The sequence below is a fragment of the Drouetiella sp. genome, from assembly GCF_059504425.1.
The window spans coordinates 31,672-51,931 of the sequence record NZ_JCACIN010000111.1 but is presented as its reverse complement, the minus strand read 5'-3'; the positions used below and the strand labels follow the sequence as shown (position 1 = coordinate 51,931).

General features: G+C 51.6%; 17 protein-coding genes and 1 pseudogene. 12 read left to right on the top strand and 6 right to left on the bottom strand.

The genetic code is table 11. The features are described 5' to 3' along the window. The first annotated feature begins 206 nt into the window (after positions 1-206). Complete coding sequence (locus AC5JMP_RS25065; RefSeq protein WP_495854229.1) at positions 207-422, top strand: hypothetical protein; 216 nt, start codon at positions 207-209, stop codon at positions 420-422. A gap of 27 nt (positions 423-449) precedes the next feature. Here AC5JMP_RS25065 and AC5JMP_RS25060 read toward each other — a convergent pair whose 3' ends face one another. Beyond that, the gene (locus AC5JMP_RS25060; RefSeq protein ID WP_495854228.1) at positions 450-1,400 is read right to left on the bottom strand and encodes a cation diffusion facilitator family transporter; all 951 of its coding nucleotides are present in this window, start codon (positions 1,398-1,400) and stop codon (positions 450-452) included. A gap of 310 nt (positions 1,401-1,710) precedes the next feature. On the opposite strand from AC5JMP_RS25060, the pseudogene AC5JMP_RS25055 reads away from it, so the two are divergent. Beyond that, positions 1,711-1,886 (top strand): annotated as a pseudogene (locus tag AC5JMP_RS25055) (BrnA antitoxin family protein); the annotation flags it as partial. Positions 1,887-1,974: 88 nt separating this feature from the next. Here the strand turns inward: AC5JMP_RS25055 and AC5JMP_RS25050 are convergent. The 3 genes from AC5JMP_RS25050 to AC5JMP_RS25040 all read right to left on the bottom strand — a co-directional run bounded on the left by AC5JMP_RS25050 (position 1,975) and on the right by AC5JMP_RS25040 (position 4,662). Continuing rightward, entirely contained in the window at positions 1,975-2,922 is a 948-nt protein-coding gene (locus AC5JMP_RS25050) for a hypothetical protein (RefSeq protein WP_495854227.1), read from the bottom strand. Between the two features lie 120 nt (positions 2,923-3,042). Continuing rightward, positions 3,043-3,717, bottom strand: coding sequence for a ParA family protein (locus AC5JMP_RS25045; RefSeq protein WP_495854226.1), 675 nt, complete (start codon positions 3,715-3,717; stop codon positions 3,043-3,045). Between the two features lie 21 nt (positions 3,718-3,738). After that, positions 3,739-4,662, bottom strand: a complete 924-nt coding sequence (locus tag AC5JMP_RS25040; RefSeq protein ID WP_495854225.1) for an alpha/beta fold hydrolase — start codon at positions 4,660-4,662, stop codon at positions 3,739-3,741. A 368-nt stretch (positions 4,663-5,030) separates the two neighbouring features. Between AC5JMP_RS25040 and AC5JMP_RS25035 the strand changes: the two genes are divergently transcribed. Next, positions 5,031-7,319, top strand: coding sequence for a putative bifunctional diguanylate cyclase/phosphodiesterase (locus AC5JMP_RS25035; protein WP_495854224.1), 2,289 nt, complete (start codon positions 5,031-5,033; stop codon positions 7,317-7,319). 516 nt (positions 7,320-7,835) lie between these two features. On the opposite strand, the gene AC5JMP_RS25030 is transcribed toward AC5JMP_RS25035, so the two are convergent. Further along, positions 7,836-7,973 (bottom strand): hypothetical protein, encoded by a 138-nt coding sequence (locus AC5JMP_RS25030; protein WP_495854223.1) that lies wholly within the window; start codon positions 7,971-7,973, stop codon positions 7,836-7,838. Here AC5JMP_RS25030 and AC5JMP_RS25025 point away from each other — a divergent pair. Both AC5JMP_RS25025 and hemJ read left to right on the top strand, forming a co-directional pair. After that, positions 7,968-8,192 carry a DUF2811 domain-containing protein gene (locus AC5JMP_RS25025; protein ID WP_495854222.1) on the top strand — a complete coding sequence of 75 codons (225 nt, stop codon included), beginning with the start codon at positions 7,968-7,970 and terminating at the stop codon, positions 8,190-8,192. The genes AC5JMP_RS25030 and AC5JMP_RS25025 overlap by 6 nt on opposite strands. Positions 8,193-8,334: 142 nt before the next feature. Further along, the gene (gene hemJ / locus AC5JMP_RS25020; RefSeq protein ID WP_495854221.1) at positions 8,335-8,922 is read left to right on the top strand and encodes a protoporphyrinogen oxidase HemJ; all 588 of its coding nucleotides are present in this window, start codon (positions 8,335-8,337) and stop codon (positions 8,920-8,922) included. Here hemJ and AC5JMP_RS25015 read toward each other — a convergent pair. After that, positions 8,914-10,185 carry a HEAT repeat domain-containing protein gene (locus AC5JMP_RS25015; RefSeq protein ID WP_495854220.1) on the bottom strand — a complete coding sequence of 424 codons (1,272 nt, stop codon included), beginning with the start codon at positions 10,183-10,185 and terminating at the stop codon, positions 8,914-8,916. The genes hemJ and AC5JMP_RS25015 overlap by 9 nt on opposite strands. A 253-nt stretch (positions 10,186-10,438) precedes the next feature. On the opposite strand from AC5JMP_RS25015, the gene AC5JMP_RS25010 reads away from it, so the two are divergent. The 7 genes from AC5JMP_RS25010 to AC5JMP_RS24980 all read left to right on the top strand — a co-directional run bounded on the left by AC5JMP_RS25010 (position 10,439) and on the right by AC5JMP_RS24980 (position 20,260). After that, a complete protein-coding gene (locus AC5JMP_RS25010; RefSeq protein ID WP_495854219.1) occupies positions 10,439-11,977 on the top strand; it encodes a ferredoxin--nitrite reductase in 1,539 nt (512 codons plus the stop codon). A 141-nt stretch (positions 11,978-12,118) separates the two neighbouring features. Further along, positions 12,119-13,444, top strand: coding sequence for a CmpA/NrtA family ABC transporter substrate-binding protein (locus AC5JMP_RS25005; protein ID WP_495854218.1), 1,326 nt, complete (start codon positions 12,119-12,121; stop codon positions 13,442-13,444). Between the two features lie 161 nt (positions 13,445-13,605). Beyond that, positions 13,606-14,445, top strand: coding sequence for a nitrate ABC transporter permease (gene ntrB / locus AC5JMP_RS25000; protein WP_495854217.1), 840 nt, complete (start codon positions 13,606-13,608; stop codon positions 14,443-14,445). Positions 14,446-14,519: 74 nt separating this feature from the next. After that, positions 14,520-16,541: an ABC transporter ATP-binding/substrate-binding protein gene (locus tag AC5JMP_RS24995; protein WP_495854216.1), complete on the top strand. Its 2,022-nt coding sequence runs from the start codon at positions 14,520-14,522 to the stop codon at positions 16,539-16,541. A gap of 79 nt (positions 16,542-16,620) precedes the next feature. Then, positions 16,621-17,460 carry an ABC transporter ATP-binding protein gene (locus AC5JMP_RS24990; protein WP_495854215.1) on the top strand — a complete coding sequence of 280 codons (840 nt, stop codon included), beginning with the start codon at positions 16,621-16,623 and terminating at the stop codon, positions 17,458-17,460. A gap of 66 nt (positions 17,461-17,526) precedes the next feature. Beyond that, positions 17,527-19,761, top strand: coding sequence for a molybdopterin oxidoreductase family protein (locus AC5JMP_RS24985; RefSeq protein WP_495854214.1), 2,235 nt, complete (start codon positions 17,527-17,529; stop codon positions 19,759-19,761). After that, positions 19,754-20,260: a hypothetical protein gene (locus AC5JMP_RS24980; RefSeq protein WP_495854213.1), complete on the top strand. Its 507-nt coding sequence runs from the start codon at positions 19,754-19,756 to the stop codon at positions 20,258-20,260. The genes AC5JMP_RS24985 and AC5JMP_RS24980 overlap by 8 nt, the downstream gene beginning before the upstream one ends.

The window sequence follows — 20,260 nt, the reverse complement described above, 5'->3', positions numbered from 1 at the left end:
GAATCCAACATTTTTGGAAGTGCCGCGCGGCACTTCCAAAAAATACTGGGGGATATAGGGTTTGATCAAGGTATTGCTTAGCTGAAATTAAAAAAGTCGAAATTAAAAGAGTTAAATATCAAAAGCTGCAACTCAGCAAATGTAGGTTAGTTTTAATTTTTGGTATGTGAAGTAAGCCAACTCTGCATAAAGCGAGCCAACTATAAGTGAGTCAACTATTAGCATTCATTACCTTCTGGCAAAATAGTCTCAATGACTGGGTACGTCGAGAAATTATTGATGATGATCCATGGGATGAACAGATTTCAGATTTGCCAGACGATAAGGAGGAGCCAAAAACCTCTGCCATAGAATCTGTCCCTGAAGCTGACACACCTCAAGCTGACACACCTGAATCAGACATCAGCATGATTCACCAATAGTTGCGCTTCATCGATCGCAACTCTCTTTTATCGTTTGCGCCGCTTTTTAGCATCTAGATTAAGCGCATTTTGCCAGGGCATTGATTTGTCAGCAATATTTCTGACATACACTTTGGTCACAGCCCCATAGCGTTCACGCAAAATATTCTCTAGCCGTTCGCCAATTAAGTGGGCAACGCTCATAAATTCTGGGTGCAGCAGCAGATACAGACGGATAAAAAGCTGATCTCCGATAACACCTTGAGAGAAGACTTTCGGACAATCCGAAACTCCTTCGACTTGAGCTGCAATCTGAGCCAGTGTTTCTGGAGCGATCGCCATTTGATGCACTAAAGAGGGAATCTGCTGCTTGAGAATACGCCAAAGGCTGGGAGCCAGCATCAGCGTTAGAACGATCGTTAATAGCGGATCAAGCCAGAGGTAGCCCTGAGAAATCCCAATTAGCCCTGCCAACATTAGCCCGGTTAGCCACATGCCCTGCAAAATGTAATTGGCGCTATGGCGCAGTGTCGGGTTTCTCAGGGCAGAAGATTCATAGCGCTCAAATAGCACAAGACAAATATGAACGGCTACAACTGCGCTGAGCAAAAAAACTAGCGGTAAATCAACATTTAACTCTGGCGCTTCAGTTGAGGAGGCGAGAAAATCTCTGAAGTGAAAGAGGCAAATTGCCACCATGGTAAAGCCAATGAATCCCAAAAAAGCAGCTAGCAGCAGCACTGCTACCGTATGCTGCTGACGATGGGTTCGTAATGCTTGCCCTGACTGCTGCCCAGATTGCTGCATAGAAGCCGTCGCGCTCAGGCTGAGGAGGATGCTGAAGCAATCGAGGAGAGTATGCAAGAAATCTGCCAAAATACTGAGCGATCGGCTTGTCCAACCTGCCCAAAACTTCACTGCTAAGACCAGCAGCGTTAACCATAGCGTAAGGAATAAGACTCGATAACTTGCGCGATACTGACCCTGTACGTCACCCATGAACCAGAGGCTAGCACAAAAGCTACTCTTGCTTACAGGGGGAGAAGCCCTCATTCAAAGAAAAAGCGATTTGGCTGAGGAGCCTGCCCATTTTCTTCAGCCGAATTGCCATTCACTAGCCCCACCATAAACGTCCTAAGTAAACTGGCAACAGCTACAGCACCTACTCTAGCCCAATGGCTCAACCTTATAGCGATGATTTCCGGCACAAGGTGATGGAATCGATTAAGTCATCTCTGCCCGCAAGGTAAATCGGCTCTGCCCGCAGGGCAAATCGGCAAGAGCGCCAGCAATATGAAGAGGCGTAGCTATGGAAGAAGACTATGATTTTAGCCAGAGTAAACGAGGAGCGATCGACCCAGTTCCTGGAAAGACTCGCATCATAATCCAGTTGAATGACGAGTTTCAGCCTGGTTTCGTAAGCTAGTTCATGCGGCAGGTGGAAACTACCAAACCTTGACTAATGAAGCATTGCGTCAGCACATTTAGCAAAGCCGTGAACCTTTAGGAGCAACTCTCCGCAGAGTGATCTGAGAAGAGTTTGAGCGCACTAGAGGAGCCTATCGATCTCCTCTTAATCCATCCAGCCAATATCCACCTCGCTGATTTTGCCCGTAGACTTCTCAGAAGACATTTCTGGCAGAGAGCTAGGGAGCGTCGGAGGCTCCATCATTTTGCGGGGGGCAACTTCGTGGTTGGGGCGATCGCGTCCCGGCATGGGCACGATCCCCTGAGAAGTGGCTGGTCTGTAGCTTTCTAGACCTGGCTCTGGGGCTTTAGGCTGGGGCAAGGGCGTGAGTGCAGCACGAGCTGGGGAAGGCGATCGCGTCAAGGTGTGAGTAGCCGATGATTTAGACGCAGCTTGGGCAATCGGCTGAGAGGCTTGAGCTAAAGCTTTAGCCGCCTGCGCTTTCTGTGCCGCCTGCAATGTCTGATTTTCTTCCGAGAGCTGCAAAATTACGCTGCGGGCTTCCTCTAGCTCCGCTTTGAGCTGCTGAAGCGCCGGGGCAGATTTCGCTTCATCTTTCGCTTCTTTGAAAGTTCGGTTTAGCTCAATTTGGGCTTGCAGGTTGTCCTGTAGTTGAGCGATCGCTTGCTGCAACTCTTGAATCTGCTGCTGTGCCTTCTGTTGTTCGGCATCCAGAGCGGCTTGCAGTTGGGCGATCGTTCCTTCTAAATCGGCTGGCGCTGGGCTGTTGGCTGGCACTGGGCTGTTGGCTGGCACTGGGCTGTTAGCTGGCACTTTGGCAGCTTCAGGCTCTGGCGTGGGTGGCACACCTGTGGCTACTGTGGCTTCTGCCGCCTCCGTTGGCGCTTCTGTTGCCGCCTCTGGCAAGGCTTCTGCCCCTGCATTAACTTCCTGGGACTCTGCCGCTGGCTTTTGTGCTTCTTCCCGTAATAAATCTGACAACCGTTTCCGCGCCATTGCTGCCTCTACTCCTGTGATGGACTGTCGATCGCCCGTTACTCTATTGGTCTGAACTGCCTGGATAAACGCCTGGATGAATGCCTGGAAAATCATTTTTATCCATCTGCTGAGGTGCCTCACCCATTCATCCCTTTCTTCTCTATTGTCTTCCAAGTGGTGGTGCGCGGGTAATGATTTTTGTGGTGTGGGTAAAGCCTAGTACCACGAAAATCATTACCTTTTGAGGACTAACGTCTTCCAGTCTTGCCGGATTTCTTCAACTACCCGCCAATAATCTGCCTCAGCTTCTTTCTTATTTTTGCCACGCCATTGAAAAATTGATGTCCCTTCCAGGGCAGATTTCTCGTGGGCTTTGTAGGCGCGAATGAAGGCATTACAGACCGGAACGCCTACTTCTAAAAGCGTTTTCTGAGCCTCCAAAGCCTCTGCCAGACTGCGTGGATCAACGCGAGTCAGCAGCACCCGATGCGCTATACCCGAAGGAATAACGACCTGCTTAACGGTTTCAATCAGAGCAGACAAATCCATGGGTGCAGGTGGGCTAGGCAGCAGTAGATAATCGGCAACAGGCAGTACGGCGGCTAGGGCAGTGGAGCCGAGGGCGGGCGGTGTGTCCACAATGATCATTTGATAGTCTTCAATCTCCCGCAAATGCCCCAGCAGCAGAGGATCGATCGATTTTGCTAGGTCAAAGCCCATGCGGTTCTCGCTGCGATCGACCCACCAAGAGGCAGAACCCTGCGGATCGGCATCGACCAGAAGGACGCGATCAGTTTCTCCAAAAGCAGCCGCTAAGTTCACGGCGGTTGTAGTTTTGCCAACGCCACCCTTGCCGTTGAATACCACCAAGATTCTAGGGGATTTTGAGGGAAGGGGCGATCGCACCACAGAGAAACTCCTGCATCAAATCTAACGGGCAAATTCAAGGATATGCGCTGCGGTGATCTGGGGCTGCTCCAAATGCGGCACATGACCACATTGAGGAATCCAAACAAGCTGACTCTGAGGAATAGCTTGATGAAGGCGCTCAGCATCTTGAATTCCCAGAATCCGATCCTGCGCTCCCCACAAGATCAGCGTTGGCTGCCGAATCTCTGCCAGTCGGGTTTTGAACGATCGATAGCCGCCGCTTTGGGTAAAAGAAATGAGAGACTGCTGCCAGTTTGCCCGATCGAGATGCAGTGCGGCACACTTTAGAGCATCGGCTGAAGCAAAGCTAGCGTCATAGTAAGCCTTGAGGCTAATGTTTTGCCGAACTTTAAGATTCCGCAAAAAGGCGGTTGCCCATTTGCCGATCGGCTGAGTGATCAGCTTGCTCAGCGGAAATCCAGCGCTAAATCCGGCGCTGTCAATCAGCACAAGCTGCTTCACAGCTTCAGGATAGGTGAGGGCAAAATCAATTGCTGCCGCACCGCCCATGGATGCGCCAATGAGGACAACAGGCTCGTCAATTAGCGTTTTCCAGCAAGCATACAGATGGGCTTTGATGGCGGCAGGATTCACCGGAAGCTGAGGCGATCGCTCTGTAAACCCAAACCCTAGCAGATCGATCGCCCAAGTCTCACCTTGTGTTAATAGCGGCAAGAGTCGGCGAAACTCAAACACTGAGCTATCAAATCCGTGCAGCAACAGCATCGGAGATTTGCCCTGAGATTTTTTGCCTAGAGGCTGCTTGCCATGATGCTCCTTGCCATGATGCACATAGGCTGTGGCGATCGGGCTTTCTGTAAGAGGCGTAGAAATATCTTGATACTCAATCCGTTGGGCGATCGCAATGGATGCCGCTTCAGTGAGCTGATGGATCGGAAGAGAGAGCCGAGAGGTTGCCGTCATCCCTCCAGCGTATCAGGAATTTTTCTTCCACAGCCTGTTACTTTTCATAACCTGACACCAAGATTGCCTCAGTAGTTTTCAGGAGGCTTTACAATATTGTGACTTGAGGTTGCGATATTGTGACTTGAGGTTGCGATATTGTGACTTGAGGTTGCGATCGCATCTGCAAAAGCAGCCCGAAAAATCATCAAATTCCAGGCAGAGCAGGATTTCCCAGCTTTACCATTTCTTAAGAATTTGGCGCTTGTATCAAGCTTTAGATTCAGCGATTTCTATTAAGTTCAGACGATCGCTACCCCGATAAAATTGAAGCTGGGCATCTACAGACTTTCAGTTCTCTTCCCTCTTCAGCAGCTTAAGCCCGAAGCATGATCACCTCATTCACTCCACAGGGGTTGCGCCCTAGTTTCAAACGCTCCGATCTCAGTGTCAGACGACTTAACGAAAAATTTTGGTGGCAGTTCCTTCCGGCCGGGTTAGCAACCTTAGTTGTCATCGTTTTGCTTCAGTTTGGTGTTTGCCAGGTTATCGAAACAACTTTATGTCATGCGCTGCTGCGCTTCAAAGATCCCATTCCCGATCGCTTTCAAGAATGGCTGTGGCTGGCGCTGCTATCTGTTGGCATCGGTCTAGGAGGATGGCTGCCGCGCTGGCGGTTTCGCTATCAGCTCATGACTTGGCTCTCGCTGTGCCTCGGCTGGGGTGCCCTGAGCTGGCTGCTGGGAGCGAGCGGCTCTCAAATTCCGATGGCGGCTCCTATGCTGCTATTTGGCTTGTGTGGCAGCGCCGTCACGTTAACAGAGTCTGTTCGAACTTACGTGTTGCTGCGCCAGAGCGAAAAGCGCTATGCCCTTGCCCTGTGCGGCACAACAGAAGGCTTATGGGACTGGAACTTGCGCACCGATCGCATTGATTTTTCCCCACGCTGGAAGGAAATGCTGGGCTACGAAGCCCATGAACTTGGCGATCGCCCCACTGAGTGGCTTAGCCGGGTGCATCCTTCAGATATAGATGCGCTGAAACTCGCTCTTGCCGACCATTGTCAGGGGCAAACGCCGCACCTAGAGTGCGAATATCGGCTATTGCATCGCAACGGCTCCTATCGCTGGATGCATAGCCGAGGGCTGGTGGTTCGCAATCGCTGGGACAGGGTTGAACGGGTGGTTGGCTTTCAAACTGACACGACCGAACGCCGCGAAGCAGAGATGGCACTTCAGCGGACAACCTTTTATGATGCCCTGACGGAGTTGCCCAACCGAGTGGGCTTCATGCACCGATTGCAGCAGACGATCGATGATACTCAGACGCACTCAACTATTTCTTTTGCGGTGCTATGGCTAGATATTGACCAGTTCAAGCTCGTGAACAACAGCTTGGGGAATACCTTGGGCGATCGGCTCTTGGCGGCAGTAGCTCAGCGGCTGAAGTCGTTCTTGACGCCCGAAAATACCGTGGCGCGGCTGGGCGGTGACGAATTTGCAGTGCTTCTGCCTCAGATTCAGTATGCTCACGACGTGACCCATATGGCAGAACGGCTCCAGCAGCTGTTGTCGCTGCCGTTTAATCTGGATGGACGGGAGGTTTTCATCACCGTCAGTATTGGCATTGTTCTCAGTTCGGCACACTACACCCAAACCGAACCCTTGCTGCGCGATGCGGACACGGCCATGCACCGCGCTAAAGCTTTGGGCAAGGCGCAGTATCAAGTTTTCGATCGCACCATGCGAACCCGAATGCTGTTGAAACTTCAGCTTGAAAATGATCTGCGGCAAGCTATTGCTCAAGGCGAACGGTACGCCAACATGATGGGGATTGCGGCCGCTCCTCCAAGGCATCCAGATCACTGGGTGCCAGAGGCTTGTGCCGATCGCCTTGCAGCGTCTCCAGACCTATCGAGTCTCCATCAATCGAGTCTCCATCAACAGCTTCAAATCTACTATCAACCCATTCTCTGTCTCACCACCGGACTGGTCGTAGGATTTGAGGCTCTGGCGCGTTGGCAGCATCCAGAACAAGGATTTCTACCGCCTGCTCAGTTTATTCCTGTTGCTGAGGAAAGCGGGCTGATTATTCCCCTCAGCTGGTGGGTTTTGCGAGCAGCCTGCCGTCAAATGAAGCAGTGGTTGACGGTCTTTCCAGAGCAACGTTTCCTAACCCTCAGCGTCAATCTTTCTAGTCGTCAGTTTTCTATGCCTGGGTTAACGGAGCAGATTCAGCAAATTTTGCGAGAAACCGAGCTGAACCCTGCCAACTTGAAACTAGAACTCACCGAAAGCATGGTGATGGACAATGCGGCGCATGTCGTCGATGTGCTGTACCAGATTCGGGCACTAGGCATTCATCTGGCGATCGATGACTTTGGCACAGGCTACTCCTCCCTCAGCTATCTGCCGCGATTTCCAATTAATACTTTGAAAATTGATCGATCGTTTGTGAGCCAAATGGATACCTGTCTTGATAGTTTAGAGATCGTTCGTACTATTCTAGTACTAGCACACAACTTGGGAATTGATGTCACGGCAGAAGGAGTAGAAACCTCAGAGCAGCAGGATCAGCTTTTAGAGATGCAGTGCGAGTTCGGTCAAGGCTATTTCTTTTCTGAACCGATGGACGTGAGCGCTATTACTCAATTATTAGAGCGGCAGCAGCCATATTAGATCGTTACGTTAATCAGTAATCGGAGTGAAGCAGTAAGGTGGCAAGCGAAAAATCCGGCTGTCACCGGGTTCTTTGGGGCTGTCCATTAGCTGACCATTAGCTGTCCATATAAATGGGCACAGGACTATTTCACAAGATTTCCGCAGGGTCGCGATCGAGTAATTTTCAAAAACTTTACAAAACTTTACTTATTGAGGAGGTTCTCCCAAACATTCCACAGGGTTTCCACAGGTGATTCAAAGTTTTCCACAGGTCAGGGCAGAGTTTTCCACAGCGAATAACGGTACGACCTGCCCTGACAGACTTATTGGGGAATACGCTGCTTTCAAACGCCAATCCTCTTAAACCCACAGTTTTTATTAAGTTATGTAAAGTAAACTGCCCTCAAACCCTGATTCTATCGTCAGCCTACTCTGTGCCCTAATTGACTTACTCTCCATTTTGGCGCTACTTGCTTCTCTCCCCAATGGCGCAAAACGATGCGACCTACTATATTGAAAGCGCTCTGGCTTAAGCTATCCTTCCTCAAGCCCACAGGTCAACGGACAGGTCAAGGCTGGAGTTAGGCTTGGCGCTATTTGTCGCTGCTGAAGCGATCGAACTGCCCCGCCATTCACCCAAACGTTATTCGCCCAATAGAGGTTTCCATGCACGCAACCGTCAGCATCCTGGCAGAAATTCCCGAAGAACTCCACGAATCGCTTCAAAGCTACCTAGAAACCCATCCAGATTGGGACCACGATCGCGTGTTTTGCGCCGCGCTTTCCCTGTTTTTGTTGCAGAACGGCAGCAGCAATACGCCAGATGCCTCCCGTAGCTATCGTCGGGCTGCTAGGGTATATCTAGACACGCTGTTTAAGCACGCGGTTTAGGGCTGGCGAGCGAAACCTAACGACTTGTAAAACATTGACCGTCTGCGGTCATGAAGGGCGTAGAATTTTTCTGTAGCAATCCTCCAGTCATCCCTCTCAGCCATCGCAATCAGCCACCGTAAAAGTCGAGTACTCCTAATCCATGACATACCTCTGGTTTAAAGCATTTCATTTGGTGGGCGTGGTTGCCTGGTTCGCAGGCTTGTTCTATTTGCCGCGTCTATTTGTTTACCATGCAGAAGCCAACGAGCAGCCAGAAGCCGTTCGCACCGTGCTACAGCAGCAGTACCAAATTATGGAGAAGCGGCTTTACCGCATCATCATGACTCCGGCAATGGTGCTGACTGTAGCAATGGCGATCGGCATGGTGATTGTGTCTCCTGATCTGCTAAAGGAAACCTGGCTGCATATAAAATTTGGTCTGGTGGTGGTGCTGCTGGGCTATCATCACTTTTGCGCTCGTCTCATGAAAGAAATGGCGGCGGGTCGGTTTCGCTTTACCGGGCAGCAATTCCGGTGGTTCAACGAATTCCCGACGGTGCTGTTTGTGATTGTTGTACTGCTGGCAGTGTTCAAGAATAGCTTTCCCACCTCTGCCGCATCTTGGAGTGTGGTCGGTATGGTGGTGGCAATGGCGGCTATCATTCAGCTTTATGCTCGCAAGCGCCGTCTTGAGAAAGAGCAGATATCAGCAGGCTCTGGTGAGATGAGTGCAAAAGGTTCAGCCTAGAGCGCCCCATTCTTGTAGCGCGATCGCCACGCCTTTTCGCAATTCTTCATTTAATAAGCTGTCTTGAGCCGCAAGTTCCCGAAGTCGTTTCTGGGCAATTTGCGGCTCAGCTTGTTTTAAAATGTGCTGTTCTAAGCTATCAGGCTGTTCTAAGCTATCAGGCTGTTCTAGACTATCGAGCTGCTTGAGAGCCGCGATCGCATGGAGCCTCACGCTGGCGCTGGGTTCTGCCAAGAGCTGAATCAGTGTTTCCAATGCCTGGGGCTGTTTGAGCTGTCCCAAACTGAGGGCGATCGCCTGTTTGCCTCGGTCGGTTTGGGCGATCGGGTGTGCCGATTGCAGCAGATTGAGGAGAATCTGAGCAGCCTGTGTCTTTGCCTCCTCGGACTCCACACGCCCCAAAACGAGGATTGCCTCCTGGCAGACGGACGAATCGCTGTGCAACAAAAACTCCTGAAGGTGATTAAGAGCCTCAATGCTACCAATCCACACTAGAGAGCGAATGGCTTCGATTTGCAAAGGGGCAGGAGCATGAAGCGATCGCAATACTGCAAACAGAGCCTCGGTAGAAGACTCGGTGCCAATGCGTCCTAGAGCAATTGCTGTCTGCTGACACACCTCCAGATTCAGATCCCACAGTAGGGGCTTAAGGCGATCGGCTAGCTCGTTTTTACTATGCAGCGCGGATTGCAAGCCCAGTGTCGTGACTGCCGACTGGCGCACTTTGGCATCGGTATCTTGCAACGCCAGCAGCAGCGCCGCAGAAATTTGGGGATGTTGAAAATGGCTGAGAGCTTCGATCGCCACTATACGCATAGGCGGAGACTCATGCTGCATTGCCTCTAGCAGCGATGGCACTACATGAGGATGGCGAATTTGCGCTAAAGCCTGAATTCCCAAGCCATAGGTCGAGGCTTGGGTAAGCAGGGTTTGCAGAGGGGCGATCGCTTCTACTCCCATTTGGGTCAGGGCAGCAGTTGCCACCCCAGCGATTTCTTCGTGGTCAGTCGTGCGAATCAGGTTAACTAAAACAGCAACTGCCTCTGGATGCTTCAGGTTGCCTAATATTCGAGCAATGAACCAAGTGAGTTCCCAATCCTCAGCTTCATCTTGCAGCAAATCGACCAGGGGAGCGATCGCCAATTCACCAAAATCAGGAATCGCTTTGGCAATATCCCATCGGCTCTGAAAGTCCCCTAGCTTCAGGCGGACTAATACAGTCGATAGATCAGCAGATAAATCAGTCTTGCCAGCATCAGACATGGGCTTAATTTAGAGTCTTGGAAATTAAGGGTTGGAACTAATAGTTTGTCAGCTCAGTACGCGAATTTAAATCTATTGCTTACAAACGGAAGTTCTGTATAAATGCAGTTCTTGTATGGCGAATATGCACAAAAAGTATACAGCTTAGTTTTTTGTAACTATCGCTACGAACTCAAGTCTTGAATATCTTTAACCTAACAACAAATCGGATCAAGACGTGCGATCGCCGTGCCAGACCAGGAGAACAACCGCCGTGACTAGTGTGATAGCTAACCAAGCTGCCAGCCTTAATAAGTTTGAAAAGCTCAAAGTCGAGAAGGATGGACTGGAAGTGAGGCAAGAGCTTGAGCATTTTGCTCAAGTCGGCTGGGAAATCATGGATGAGATCGATCGCGATCATCGCCTGAAGTGGTTGGGCATATTCTTTCGCCCTGTCACTCCCGGAAAGTTCATGATGCGATTGCGGCTACCCGCAGGGCTTCTGACGGCGCAGCAAATGCGGGTTCTGGCAGAAATTGTCCAGCGCTATGGGGAAGATGGCAACGCCGATATCACGACGCGCCAAAACCTCCAGCTCCGGGGCATCCGGATTGAGGATGTGCCCGACATCTTCCGTCGCCTGAAGGCAGTCGAGATGACCAGCATTCAGTCGGGTATGGATAATGTTCGCAATATCACAACCTCGCCGATCGCCGGACTGGATGCCGATGAGATGATGGATGTGCGTCAGTTGGCTCGACAGGTGCAGGATATGATTACCAGCGGTGGCGAAGGCAACCCGGAGTTTTCTAACCTGCCCCGAAAATTTAATATTGCGATCGAGGGGGGGCGAGACAACTCCATTCATGCCGAAATCAACGACATTGCTTTCGTGCCTGCTTTCAAAGATCAGCAGTTTGGCTTCAATGTTTTAGTGGGTGGATTCTTCTCAGCCAAGCGCTGCGAAGCGGCAATTCCAATGAATGTCTGGGTGGCTCCTGAAGCGGTGGTGGCTCTCTGCCGCGCCATTTTGGAAGTGTACCGAGATCACGGTCTGCGCGCCAACCGCCAAAAATCTCGCCTGATGTGGCTGATTGACGAGTGGGGTCTAGAGAAATTTCGCGCCGAGGTCGAGCAGCGGATCGGTATTCCTCTGGCAACCGCTGCCGATAAAGACGAGATGGACTGGGACAAGCGCGATCACATTGGTGTGTTTCCTCAAAAGCAAGCTGGGCTGAGCTATGTGGGACTCCACATTCCTGTAGGTCGTCTGTTTGCCGACGATATGTTTGAGCTAGCTCGACTGGCGGAAGTTTACGGCGATGGTGAGATGCGCCTGACGGTTGAGCAAAATCTGGTAATTGCTAACGTTCCAGATTCTCGATTGGAGGCGTTGCTGCAGGAGCCGATTCTAGAAAAGTTTTCGATCGCCCCGACTCCCCTAATGCGATCGCTAGTGTCCTGTACGGGTTCACAGTTCTGCAACTTTGCTTTGATTGAAACCAAGAATCGGGCGCTCGCCCTGATCCGAGAGTTGGAATCTGAAGTAGAGCTGACTCGCCCGGTACGCATTCACTGGACAGGGTGTCCTAACTCTTGCGGACAGCCCCAGGTTGCCGATATTGGTTTAATGGGGACAAAAGTTCGCAAAGAGGGTCAAACGGCTGAAGGCGTTGATTTGTTCATGGGTGGCAAGGTAGGCAAAGATGCCCATCTTGGCACCTGCGCACAAAAAGGAATTCCCTGCGATGACCTGAAGCCTGTGCTCAAAAATTTGCTGATTGAGCAGTTTGGTGCTCACAGCAAAAGCTGAAGTTCTTGACGGTTCTAACACCGTTTTTGAACGATAGGCATTCTCACATTCTCCCCCTGCTCGACTCAGGCATAGGTTCCCTGATTGCCCAAGTCGAGCCTCGCGCAACACACTATTGAACTTGGAAGCGGTAAATTATTCATGTCAAAACTGACCAGACGCAATTTTCTAGCAACTGCTGGCGCTGCAACTGCGGCAACAGCCTTTATTCACGGCTGCACTTCCACCACAACCAATACTTCTGCTAGCCCCAGCGCTGCGGCGGGTGCTTCTCCTAGCCCAGTTTCTAATGGCGCTGTGCCTGAAACCGCAACGGCAAAGCTGGGATTTATTGCCCTGACCGACTGTGCACCTTTGGTGGTTGCGCTAGAGAAAGGCTATTTTGCCAAGTATGGTATGACCGACGTTTCTGTGGGCAAGCAAACCTCCTGGGCTGTTACCCGCGACAACCTAGAGCTAGGCTCAGCCAATGGCGGTATTGATGGAGCACATATTCTGTCGCCCATGCCTTACCAGTTTGCTTCAGGTAAGACCAAAAACAATAAGCCCTTGCCGATGTACGTTTTGGCACGGCTCAACACTGACGGACAGGGCATTTCTCTCTCCAACGAGTTCAAGGCTCTGAAGGTGGGTGCCGACAGCTCGCTGCTAAAACCAGTGATTGAGCAGCGTAAAGCTGCGGGTCAAAAGTTCAAGGCGGCTGTCACTTTTCCAGGCGGTAACCATGATCTGTGGACGCGCTACTGGCTAGCGGCTGGCGGCATTAACCCTGAAACGGATGTAGACATTGTAGTAATTCCGCCTCCGCAGATGGTCGCCAACATGGAATCGAAGACCATGGATGCTTTCTGCGTCGGCGAGCCTTGGCCCGGTCGTCTGGTGAGCAAAAAGCTGGGCTACACGGCAGTGACAACAGGTGAGATTTGGAAGGGGCATCCTGAGAAGGCTTTCACAATGCGGGCGGACTGGGTAGACAAGAACCCAAAGGCGACCCAAGCGCTAGTGATGGCGATCCAAGAGGCACAGATTTGGTGTGATGACGATGCCAACAAGCAGGAGATGTGCGAAATTCTCTCAAAGGATAAGTACGTCAAAGCTCCGGTCAAAGATATTTTGGAGCGATCGAAAGGCAACTTTGACTTCGGCGACGGGCGCACTCTAGAAAAGAGCGACTTGCTAATGAAGTTCTGGCGCGAGTCGGCATCCTTCCCCTTCAAGAGTCATGACACCTGGTTTGTAACGGAAAACATGCGCTGGGGCAAACTGCCTGCTGATACCGATGTCAAGAAGCTGGTGGATGCCGTTAACCGCGAGGATATTTGGAAGGATGCGGCTAAGGCGATTGGTCAGTCTGCGGCAATTCCCGCAAAAGATACGCGAGGAGTCGAGAGTTTCTTTGACGGCACCAAGTTTGATTTCGAGAAACCCGCAGACTATTTAAAGGAACTCAAGATCAAAAAGATTTAAGAGTTCATGTAGGGACATGACAATGCCATGTCCCTACTTTGAAGACCGTAGCTTTAAAGACCATTGCGTTGAAATGAAGACCGTAGCCTAGAGAAACGATTTGACTTCACAAGTCACCTTCGCAAGCTCCTTACACAAGCCAACACCAGGAAGTTTGATTCATGACGACAGCTCTTTCTCGACCCAGTCCTGCCTCCAAGACCTCGGTGGCATTTGGCAAGATCTGGCAGGCTATTTTCCCCCCGGCGCTGTTCGTCGGAGTGTTGCTGACCGTCTGGCAATTACTTTGTTTCAGCGATGACTCGGCATTGCCTAGCCCCATCAAAGTGATTGCTCAAACGTTTGATCCTTATCTGACCAACCCATTTTTTGATAATGGGGGAACAGACAAAGGGTTGGGGTGGCAGATTCTGATTAGCCTTCAGCGGGTATTAATGGGTTATGCACTTGCCGCCATTGTGGGCGTTGCCGTGGGTGCCGTAGTGGGAGGAGTTCCCTTTGTTCGCAAGGGTCTTGACCCAATTATTCAGGTCTTGAGGACGGTTCCTCCCCTTGCCTGGATGCCTCTGGCGCTGCTGTTTTTTCAAAACAACGATCGTGCTGCTATCTACGTCATCTTTATCACGGCGGTCTGGCCAATCATCATCAACACGGCGCTGGGCGTGCAGCAGATTCCCAGTGACTACAAAAACGTAGCGCGGGTTTTGCAGCTCTCTCTGCCAGAATATGTGATGAACATTTTGGTGCCTGCAACGGTTCCTTATGTGTTCTCAGGTCTGCGGATTGGTATCGGTTTATCTTGGCTTGCCATCGTTGCTGCCGAGATGTTGAAAGCAGATGGCGGCATCGGATTCTTTATCTGGGATGCCTACAACGCAGGTAACGACAACAGCACAAGTCAAATCATTTTGGCGATCGTCGTTGTGGGTCTGGTGGGACTGCTGCTCGACAAGATTGTGGCTTGGGTCGGTCGTTTAGTGGCTCCCGGCGAGCAGAGATAGTCAGCAAAGCTTTGTCCTCGCAAAGCAGACAAAACCACAGACGGAACCTACGCCCTTCATTCATTTTCTCTTCTATGTCTACTCCTGCATTCGTTGAAATCGATAGCGTCGATCGCATCTTTTCTCTCCCAGGTGGCGGTGAATATGTGGCGATTAGAAATATTGACCTGAAGATTCAGAAGGGCGAATTTGTCTCCCTGATTGGTCACTCGGGCTGCGGTAAGTCTACATTGCTCAACATCATTGCAGGTCTTGATCGCGCCTCTTCAGGAGGGGTGGTTCTGGAGGGCAAGGAAGTGACTCAGCCAGGACCCGATCGCATGGTGATCTTTCAGAACTATTCGCTGCTGCCTTGGCGAACGGTGCGGCAAAACATCGCTTTGGCCGTCGATGCGGCTCTGAAGCATCTCCCGAAGCAGGAGCGGCATGAGATTATTGAACATCACATTGACATTGTGAATCTGCGCCCTGCTGCCGACAAGTTTCCCCATGAGCTGTCGGGTGGCATGAAGCAGCGGGTGGCGATTGCCAGAGGTTTAGCCCTGCGCCCCAAGCTATTGCTGCTAGATGAACCCTTTGGGGCGCTAGATGCCCTGACGCGGGGCAACATGCAGGAAAAGCTGATGCAGATTTGCCAGGAAAATGAAGTCACGGCGGTCATGGTAACCCATGATGTGGATGAGGCGCTGCTGCTGTCCGATCGCGTCGTCATGCTGACCACTGGTCCCGAAGCCCATATCGGTCAGATCTTGGAGGTGGATATCCCGCGTCCGCGCCGTCGGTTAGAGGTTGTGAATCACCCCACTTATTACGCGATGCGTAATGAGATTGTCTATTTTCTCAACCAGCAAAAGCGGGTATCCAAACGGGTCAAGGCAGCACCCGCAGTCATTGCTGCGAACGGGCTAGAGAAAATCAACTTGAACATTGGCTTTATTCCACTCACCGACTGCGCCCCGCTGATTGTGGCGCAGGAAAAGGGCTTTTTCAATAAGCATGGTTTAGAGCAAGTCAATTTAGTGCGAGAACCCAGCTGGAAGTCAGTCATGGAAGGCGTGGTGTCCGATCGCCTGGATGCAGCCCAAATGGTTGCCGGGATGCCGCTGGCGCTGACTCTAGGGGCAGGGGACAAAACACCCGTCCCCATGATTACGGCAATGGTGGTAAGCCGTAACGGTAATGCGATTACCCTCAGCAAGAGCCTCTATGACCAAGGCGTGCGATCGCTTGCCGACCTGAAAACGGTGCTGTATCAGACCCACGATAAAAATCATGTGCTGGGCATGGTGCACCCCACGTCGATGCACAACCTGCTATTGCGGCACTGGCTGGCTTCAGGCGGTATCGATCCCGATCGCGATGTCAGCCTCAAAATGATCCCGCCCCCCCAAATGGCGGCAAACTTGAAGGCGGGCAATATTGATGGCTACTGTTCTGGGGAACCTTGGAATTCTTACTCAGTACATGAAGGCACAGGCTTTGTCATCCAAACGGATATGGATCTATGGGCAGGTCATCCAGAAAAGGTGCTGGGCATCCGGGAAGACTGGTCAGAAAAATATCCCAAGACCCATATTGCGCTCGTCAAGGCGTTGATTGAAGCTTGCGAATATTGCGACGATCGCCGCAACCGAGAAGAGGTTTTAGAATTGCTCTGCCGCCCTGAATATTTAGGAACTGACCCAGTTTTTACCCGCCCTGGCTTCATCGATCCCTACCAGTTTGGCACTGACCAACCGCCTCAGCAAATGCTGCGGTTCAACCAGTTCTTTGTCGATAACGCCAACTTTCCTAGTCGGAGCGAGGCGCTGTGGATTCTCACTCAGTTCGCGCGCTGGGGTATCACGCCTTTCCCCAAAAACTGGATTGAGGTGATCGAACGAGTCCGCCGACTGGATCTGTTTTGGGAGGCTACGAAGCAACTAGAGCTGCCTAGGAGCGAACCGTCTCGTCAGCCTTTTGCTCTATTTGACGGCGTGATGTTTGACCCAGATGACCCCATCAGCTATATCGAAAGCTTTGATATTCGCCACGACTATCGTGTTGTGGAAATTCCGCTAGATGCCGCTATCTCTGAGAAGCTGAAGGTGGCTTAGGACTCTAGGAATTTTTGTCTTCCACTTGTGAATTTTTAATCTGCTCATGTCTGCTAATCTCTCTGACCCCACGCAACCTATGCAAATCCTTGATAGCAAAACTTCAAGTGGTTCTCCTAAGCTCGAAACTGGATCGTTTTTGAGCATCAAAAATGTCTCCAAGGTTTATCCAACGCCTAGGGGCCCTTACACCGTTCTGGATGGCGTTGATCTGGAGATTCAGGAAGGGGAATTCATTTGCCTGATTGGGCATTCGGGCTGCGGCAAAACGACGCTGCTCAATATGGTGTCTGGGTTCGCAACGCCGACTACCGGGGAAGTGCGAGTGGGCGATCGCCTCATCACCCAGCCGGGGCCTGATCGGATGGTGGTGTTTCAAAACTACTGTTTGCTGCCCTGGAAAACCGCCTACGAAAATGTCGATCTGGCGGTCAAGGCAGCTTTCCCAGACAAGCCCAAGGCAGAACGGGCGGCTCAGGTGTGGGAGCATCTGGAAATGGTGGGATTGACTGAGGCGGCGACCAAGCGTCCGGCGCAGCTGTCGGGCGGTATGAAGCAGCGAGTGGCGATCGCTCGTGCCCTGTCTATCCGGCCTGAAGTGCTGATTATGGACGAGCCGTTTGGGGCGCTAGATGCCATCACAAAAGAGGAGCTGCAAGAGGAACTGCTGAAAATTTGGCAGGATCACCGCTGTACTGTGCTGATGATTACTCACGACATTGACGAAGCGCTGTTTTTAGCCGATCGCATTGTCATGATGACCAATGGCCCTGCGGCAAAAATTGGCGAAATCATAGACATTCCTTTCCACCGCCCTCGCAACCGAACCCAGGTGATGGAAGATCCTCGCTACTACGAGCTGCGTAACTATGCGCTGGATTATCTCTATCGCCGCTATGCCCATGATGACGATGAATAGGCTGAGCTGAGCCATTTTTGCAGCTTCGCTCCTGATTTCCCCGTCCTTCATCTCTCTGAAAAGCCAATGACTGCCCCCATCAAAACCCTTTGCCCTTACTGTGGTGTTGGCTGTGGTTTAGAAGTTTTGCCTGTAGAGGATTGTGCGTCTGGCACCTCTAAAAATCCCAGTTTGAGCCAGGGTCAAAAGGTTGAGAAATGGAAAGTCCGAGGCGATCGCACCCATCCCTCCAGTCAAGGCATGGTGTGCGTCAAGGGAGCGACGGTAGCGGAGCCGCTGAACTGCGATCGTCTGCTTTATCCTATGGTGCGCGACTCCCTAGATGACGAGTTTCGGGTCGCAAGCTGGGATGAGGTGCTCGATCGGATCGTCAATCACATGCAGAAGGTGCGCCATACTAGCGGAGCAGATGCCCTCTGTATGTATGGCTCTGGTCAGTTTCAGACTGAGGATTACTATGTTGCTCAAAAGCTGATAAAAGGCTGTTTGGGCACCAATAATTTTGATGCCAACTCGCGCCTATGCATGTCTTCGGCGGTGGCAGGCTACGTGCAGAGCTTGGGTTCAGATGGGCCACCCTGCTGCTATGACGATCTGGAGCTGACCGACTGTGCCTTCATCATTGGCGCAAATATGGCGGAATGTCACCCGATCGCCTTTAACCGCCTTCGCAAGCACCACAAGCAAAATCCTCACGTCAAGATGATTGTGGTTGATCCGCGCGCTACGCCAACGGCGGATGTTGCCGATTTGCATCTTGCTATCCATCCGGGCAGCGATATTGATCTGCTCAACGGCATCGGGCATCTGCTGCTGAAATGGGGAGCGATCGATGTGCCCTTTATCGATGAATGCACTACTGGTTTTGCAGAGTACGCCAAGGTGCTGGAGCATTACCCGCCTCAGCGAGTCGCCCACCTCTGCGGTGTCCAGCCGGAAGACGTGGAGGCAGCAGCTCGCTACTGGCAAGAGGCGCAGCAAATTCTTTCGCTCTGGTCAATGGGCATCAATCAGTCCAGCGAAGGCACAGCAAAAGTGCGATCGATCATCAACCTGCACCTGATGACCGGAACGATCGGCAGACCCGGCTCAGGGCCTTTTTCCCTCACCGGACAGCCCAATGCTATGGGCGGACGGGAAGCAGGTGGCTTGTCTCATTTGCTGCCAGGATACCGATCGGTCAAAAATCCGCAGCACAGAGCCGAAGTTGAGCAGTTTTGGCATTTGCCCAATGACCGTATTTCTCCTTACCCTGGGCGATCGGCATGGGAGATGATCACAGGATTAGAATCTGGGGCCGTAGAATTTCTTTGGATTGCAGCAACCAATCCGGCAGTCAGTATGCCAGACTTGGAGCGCACTAAAAAAGCGTTGCGGCGATCGCCTCTGACGGTCTATCAAGACGCTTACTACCCTTCGGAAACCGCTGCCTATGCCCATATTTTGCTGCCTGCCACTCAGTGGAGTGAGAAAGCAGGAACCATGACTAATTCTGAGCGTACTGTTACCTATTGCCCTGCTTTCCGTAGTCCTATGGGCGAAGCTAGGGGAGACTGGGAAATTTTTGCTGAGGTGGGTCGCCGTCTGGGATTTGCCGAGCAGTTCCAGTTCTCGTCTTCGGAGGACGTGCGCAGCGAGTTTATTCAGCTGACGCGCGATCGCTTTTGTGATCAGACGGCGCTCAGCCATGCCTACCTTCAGGAAAATGGGCCGACGCAGTGGCCTTGTCCTGTGGACGGCGAACCCACCCAGCGCCTTTATACCGATCGCCATTTCCTTACCCCTGACGGGCGCGCCCGCTTCGGAGCCTACCATTCCAAAGGTCTTGCCGAACCGCCTGATGACCAATATCCGCTAGTGCTGACAACGGGTCGGCTATATGGACATTGGCATACTCAGGCTCGCACAGGCAGAATAGAGAAGATTCGCCAAATGCACCCTGATCCTTTCGTGGAGATCCATCCGCGAGATGCCCAGAAGCTCGGCATTGAAGATAAGAGTTTAGTCGAGATCCGCTCACGTCGAGGGTTTGTCTACTGTCCGGCTGTGGTGACGAGAGCGATCGCCCCTGGAACCGTTTTTCTGCCCATTCATTGGGGTGCGCTTTGGGCAGATCAGGCAGAGGTCAATGCCTTGATGCATCCAGAAGCCTGTCCTGACTCACTAGAGCCTGAATTGAAAGCCTGTGCAGTTCAGCTTGCACCCCTCCGCACTACCTTTCCTTCTGTCCATACTGCATCTACTGATTTATGCAAGACCAGTCAACTGATCCCTGCAATTAGAGATGTTGTTCATGACTAACCTTAGCAAATTCCCTGTTTCTGCTCAGCTCTTAGATTACAGACCTGAGTTAGCCAAGCCTGAGTTAATTAAACCTGAGCTAACCAAACCTGAGCTAGCCAAACCTGAGTTAACCCAGCCTGGTTCGCCCAAGCTCTGCAACAAGCCTCTCAAAGCGAGTCCTTTCGAGAGTTTTAGAGATCCAGCAACAGGTCGTTGGATTAATTACTTGCCCGATCTCAAAACTGATTGTAGGAGTGAGGCGATCGAATCTGCTCTGCTGGCTTTACAGATAGCCGCGCAGCCTGTCCTGCCTGTACCTCCCCCCGCGTCTGAGCTAGAGCAACCCATTTCTGGGTTCGATCGGCTGTTGCTTAAGCTGAGATTAGCAGTATCAAAATACTCAGCACTTCAAAAACTTCGCCCGTTAGGTAAGCCTTTAGTTTCGGCTCTTAGAGCTACTGGCATCGTACAAACCATCAAAAAATTCTTCACCGTATTTTGGGTGCTGGCTCGTTAA

Bases quoted from the DNA above. Each gene is read 5' to 3' on its own strand.
- AC5JMP_RS25040 (WP_495854225.1), bottom strand. From the start codon at position 4,662: ATGACGGCAACCTCTCGGCTCTCTCTTCCGATCCATCAGCTCACTGAA.
- AC5JMP_RS24985 (WP_495854214.1), top strand. From the start codon at position 17,527: ATGACTGCCCCCATCAAAACCCTTTGCCCTTACTGTGGTGTTGGCTGT.
- AC5JMP_RS25050 (WP_495854227.1), bottom strand. From the start codon at position 2,922: ATGATTTTCCAGGCATTCATCCAGGCGTTTATCCAGGCAGTTCAGACC.
- AC5JMP_RS24980 (WP_495854213.1), top strand. From the start codon at position 19,754: ATGACTAACCTTAGCAAATTCCCTGTTTCTGCTCAGCTCTTAGATTAC.
- AC5JMP_RS25005 (WP_495854218.1), top strand. From the start codon at position 12,119: ATGTCAAAACTGACCAGACGCAATTTTCTAGCAACTGCTGGCGCTGCA.
- AC5JMP_RS25035 (WP_495854224.1), top strand. From the start codon at position 5,031: ATGATCACCTCATTCACTCCACAGGGGTTGCGCCCTAGTTTCAAACGC.
- AC5JMP_RS25015 (WP_495854220.1), bottom strand. From the start codon at position 10,185: ATGTCTGATGCTGGCAAGACTGATTTATCTGCTGATCTATCGACTGTA.
- hemJ (WP_495854221.1), top strand. From the start codon at position 8,335: ATGACATACCTCTGGTTTAAAGCATTTCATTTGGTGGGCGTGGTTGCC.
- ntrB (WP_495854217.1), top strand. From the start codon at position 13,606: ATGACGACAGCTCTTTCTCGACCCAGTCCTGCCTCCAAGACCTCGGTG.
- AC5JMP_RS24995 (WP_495854216.1), top strand. From the start codon at position 14,520: ATGTCTACTCCTGCATTCGTTGAAATCGATAGCGTCGATCGCATCTTT.
- AC5JMP_RS25025 (WP_495854222.1), top strand. From the start codon at position 7,968: ATGCACGCAACCGTCAGCATCCTGGCAGAAATTCCCGAAGAACTCCAC.
- AC5JMP_RS25060 (WP_495854228.1), bottom strand. From the start codon at position 1,400: ATGGGTGACGTACAGGGTCAGTATCGCGCAAGTTATCGAGTCTTATTC.
- AC5JMP_RS24990 (WP_495854215.1), top strand. From the start codon at position 16,621: ATGCAAATCCTTGATAGCAAAACTTCAAGTGGTTCTCCTAAGCTCGAA.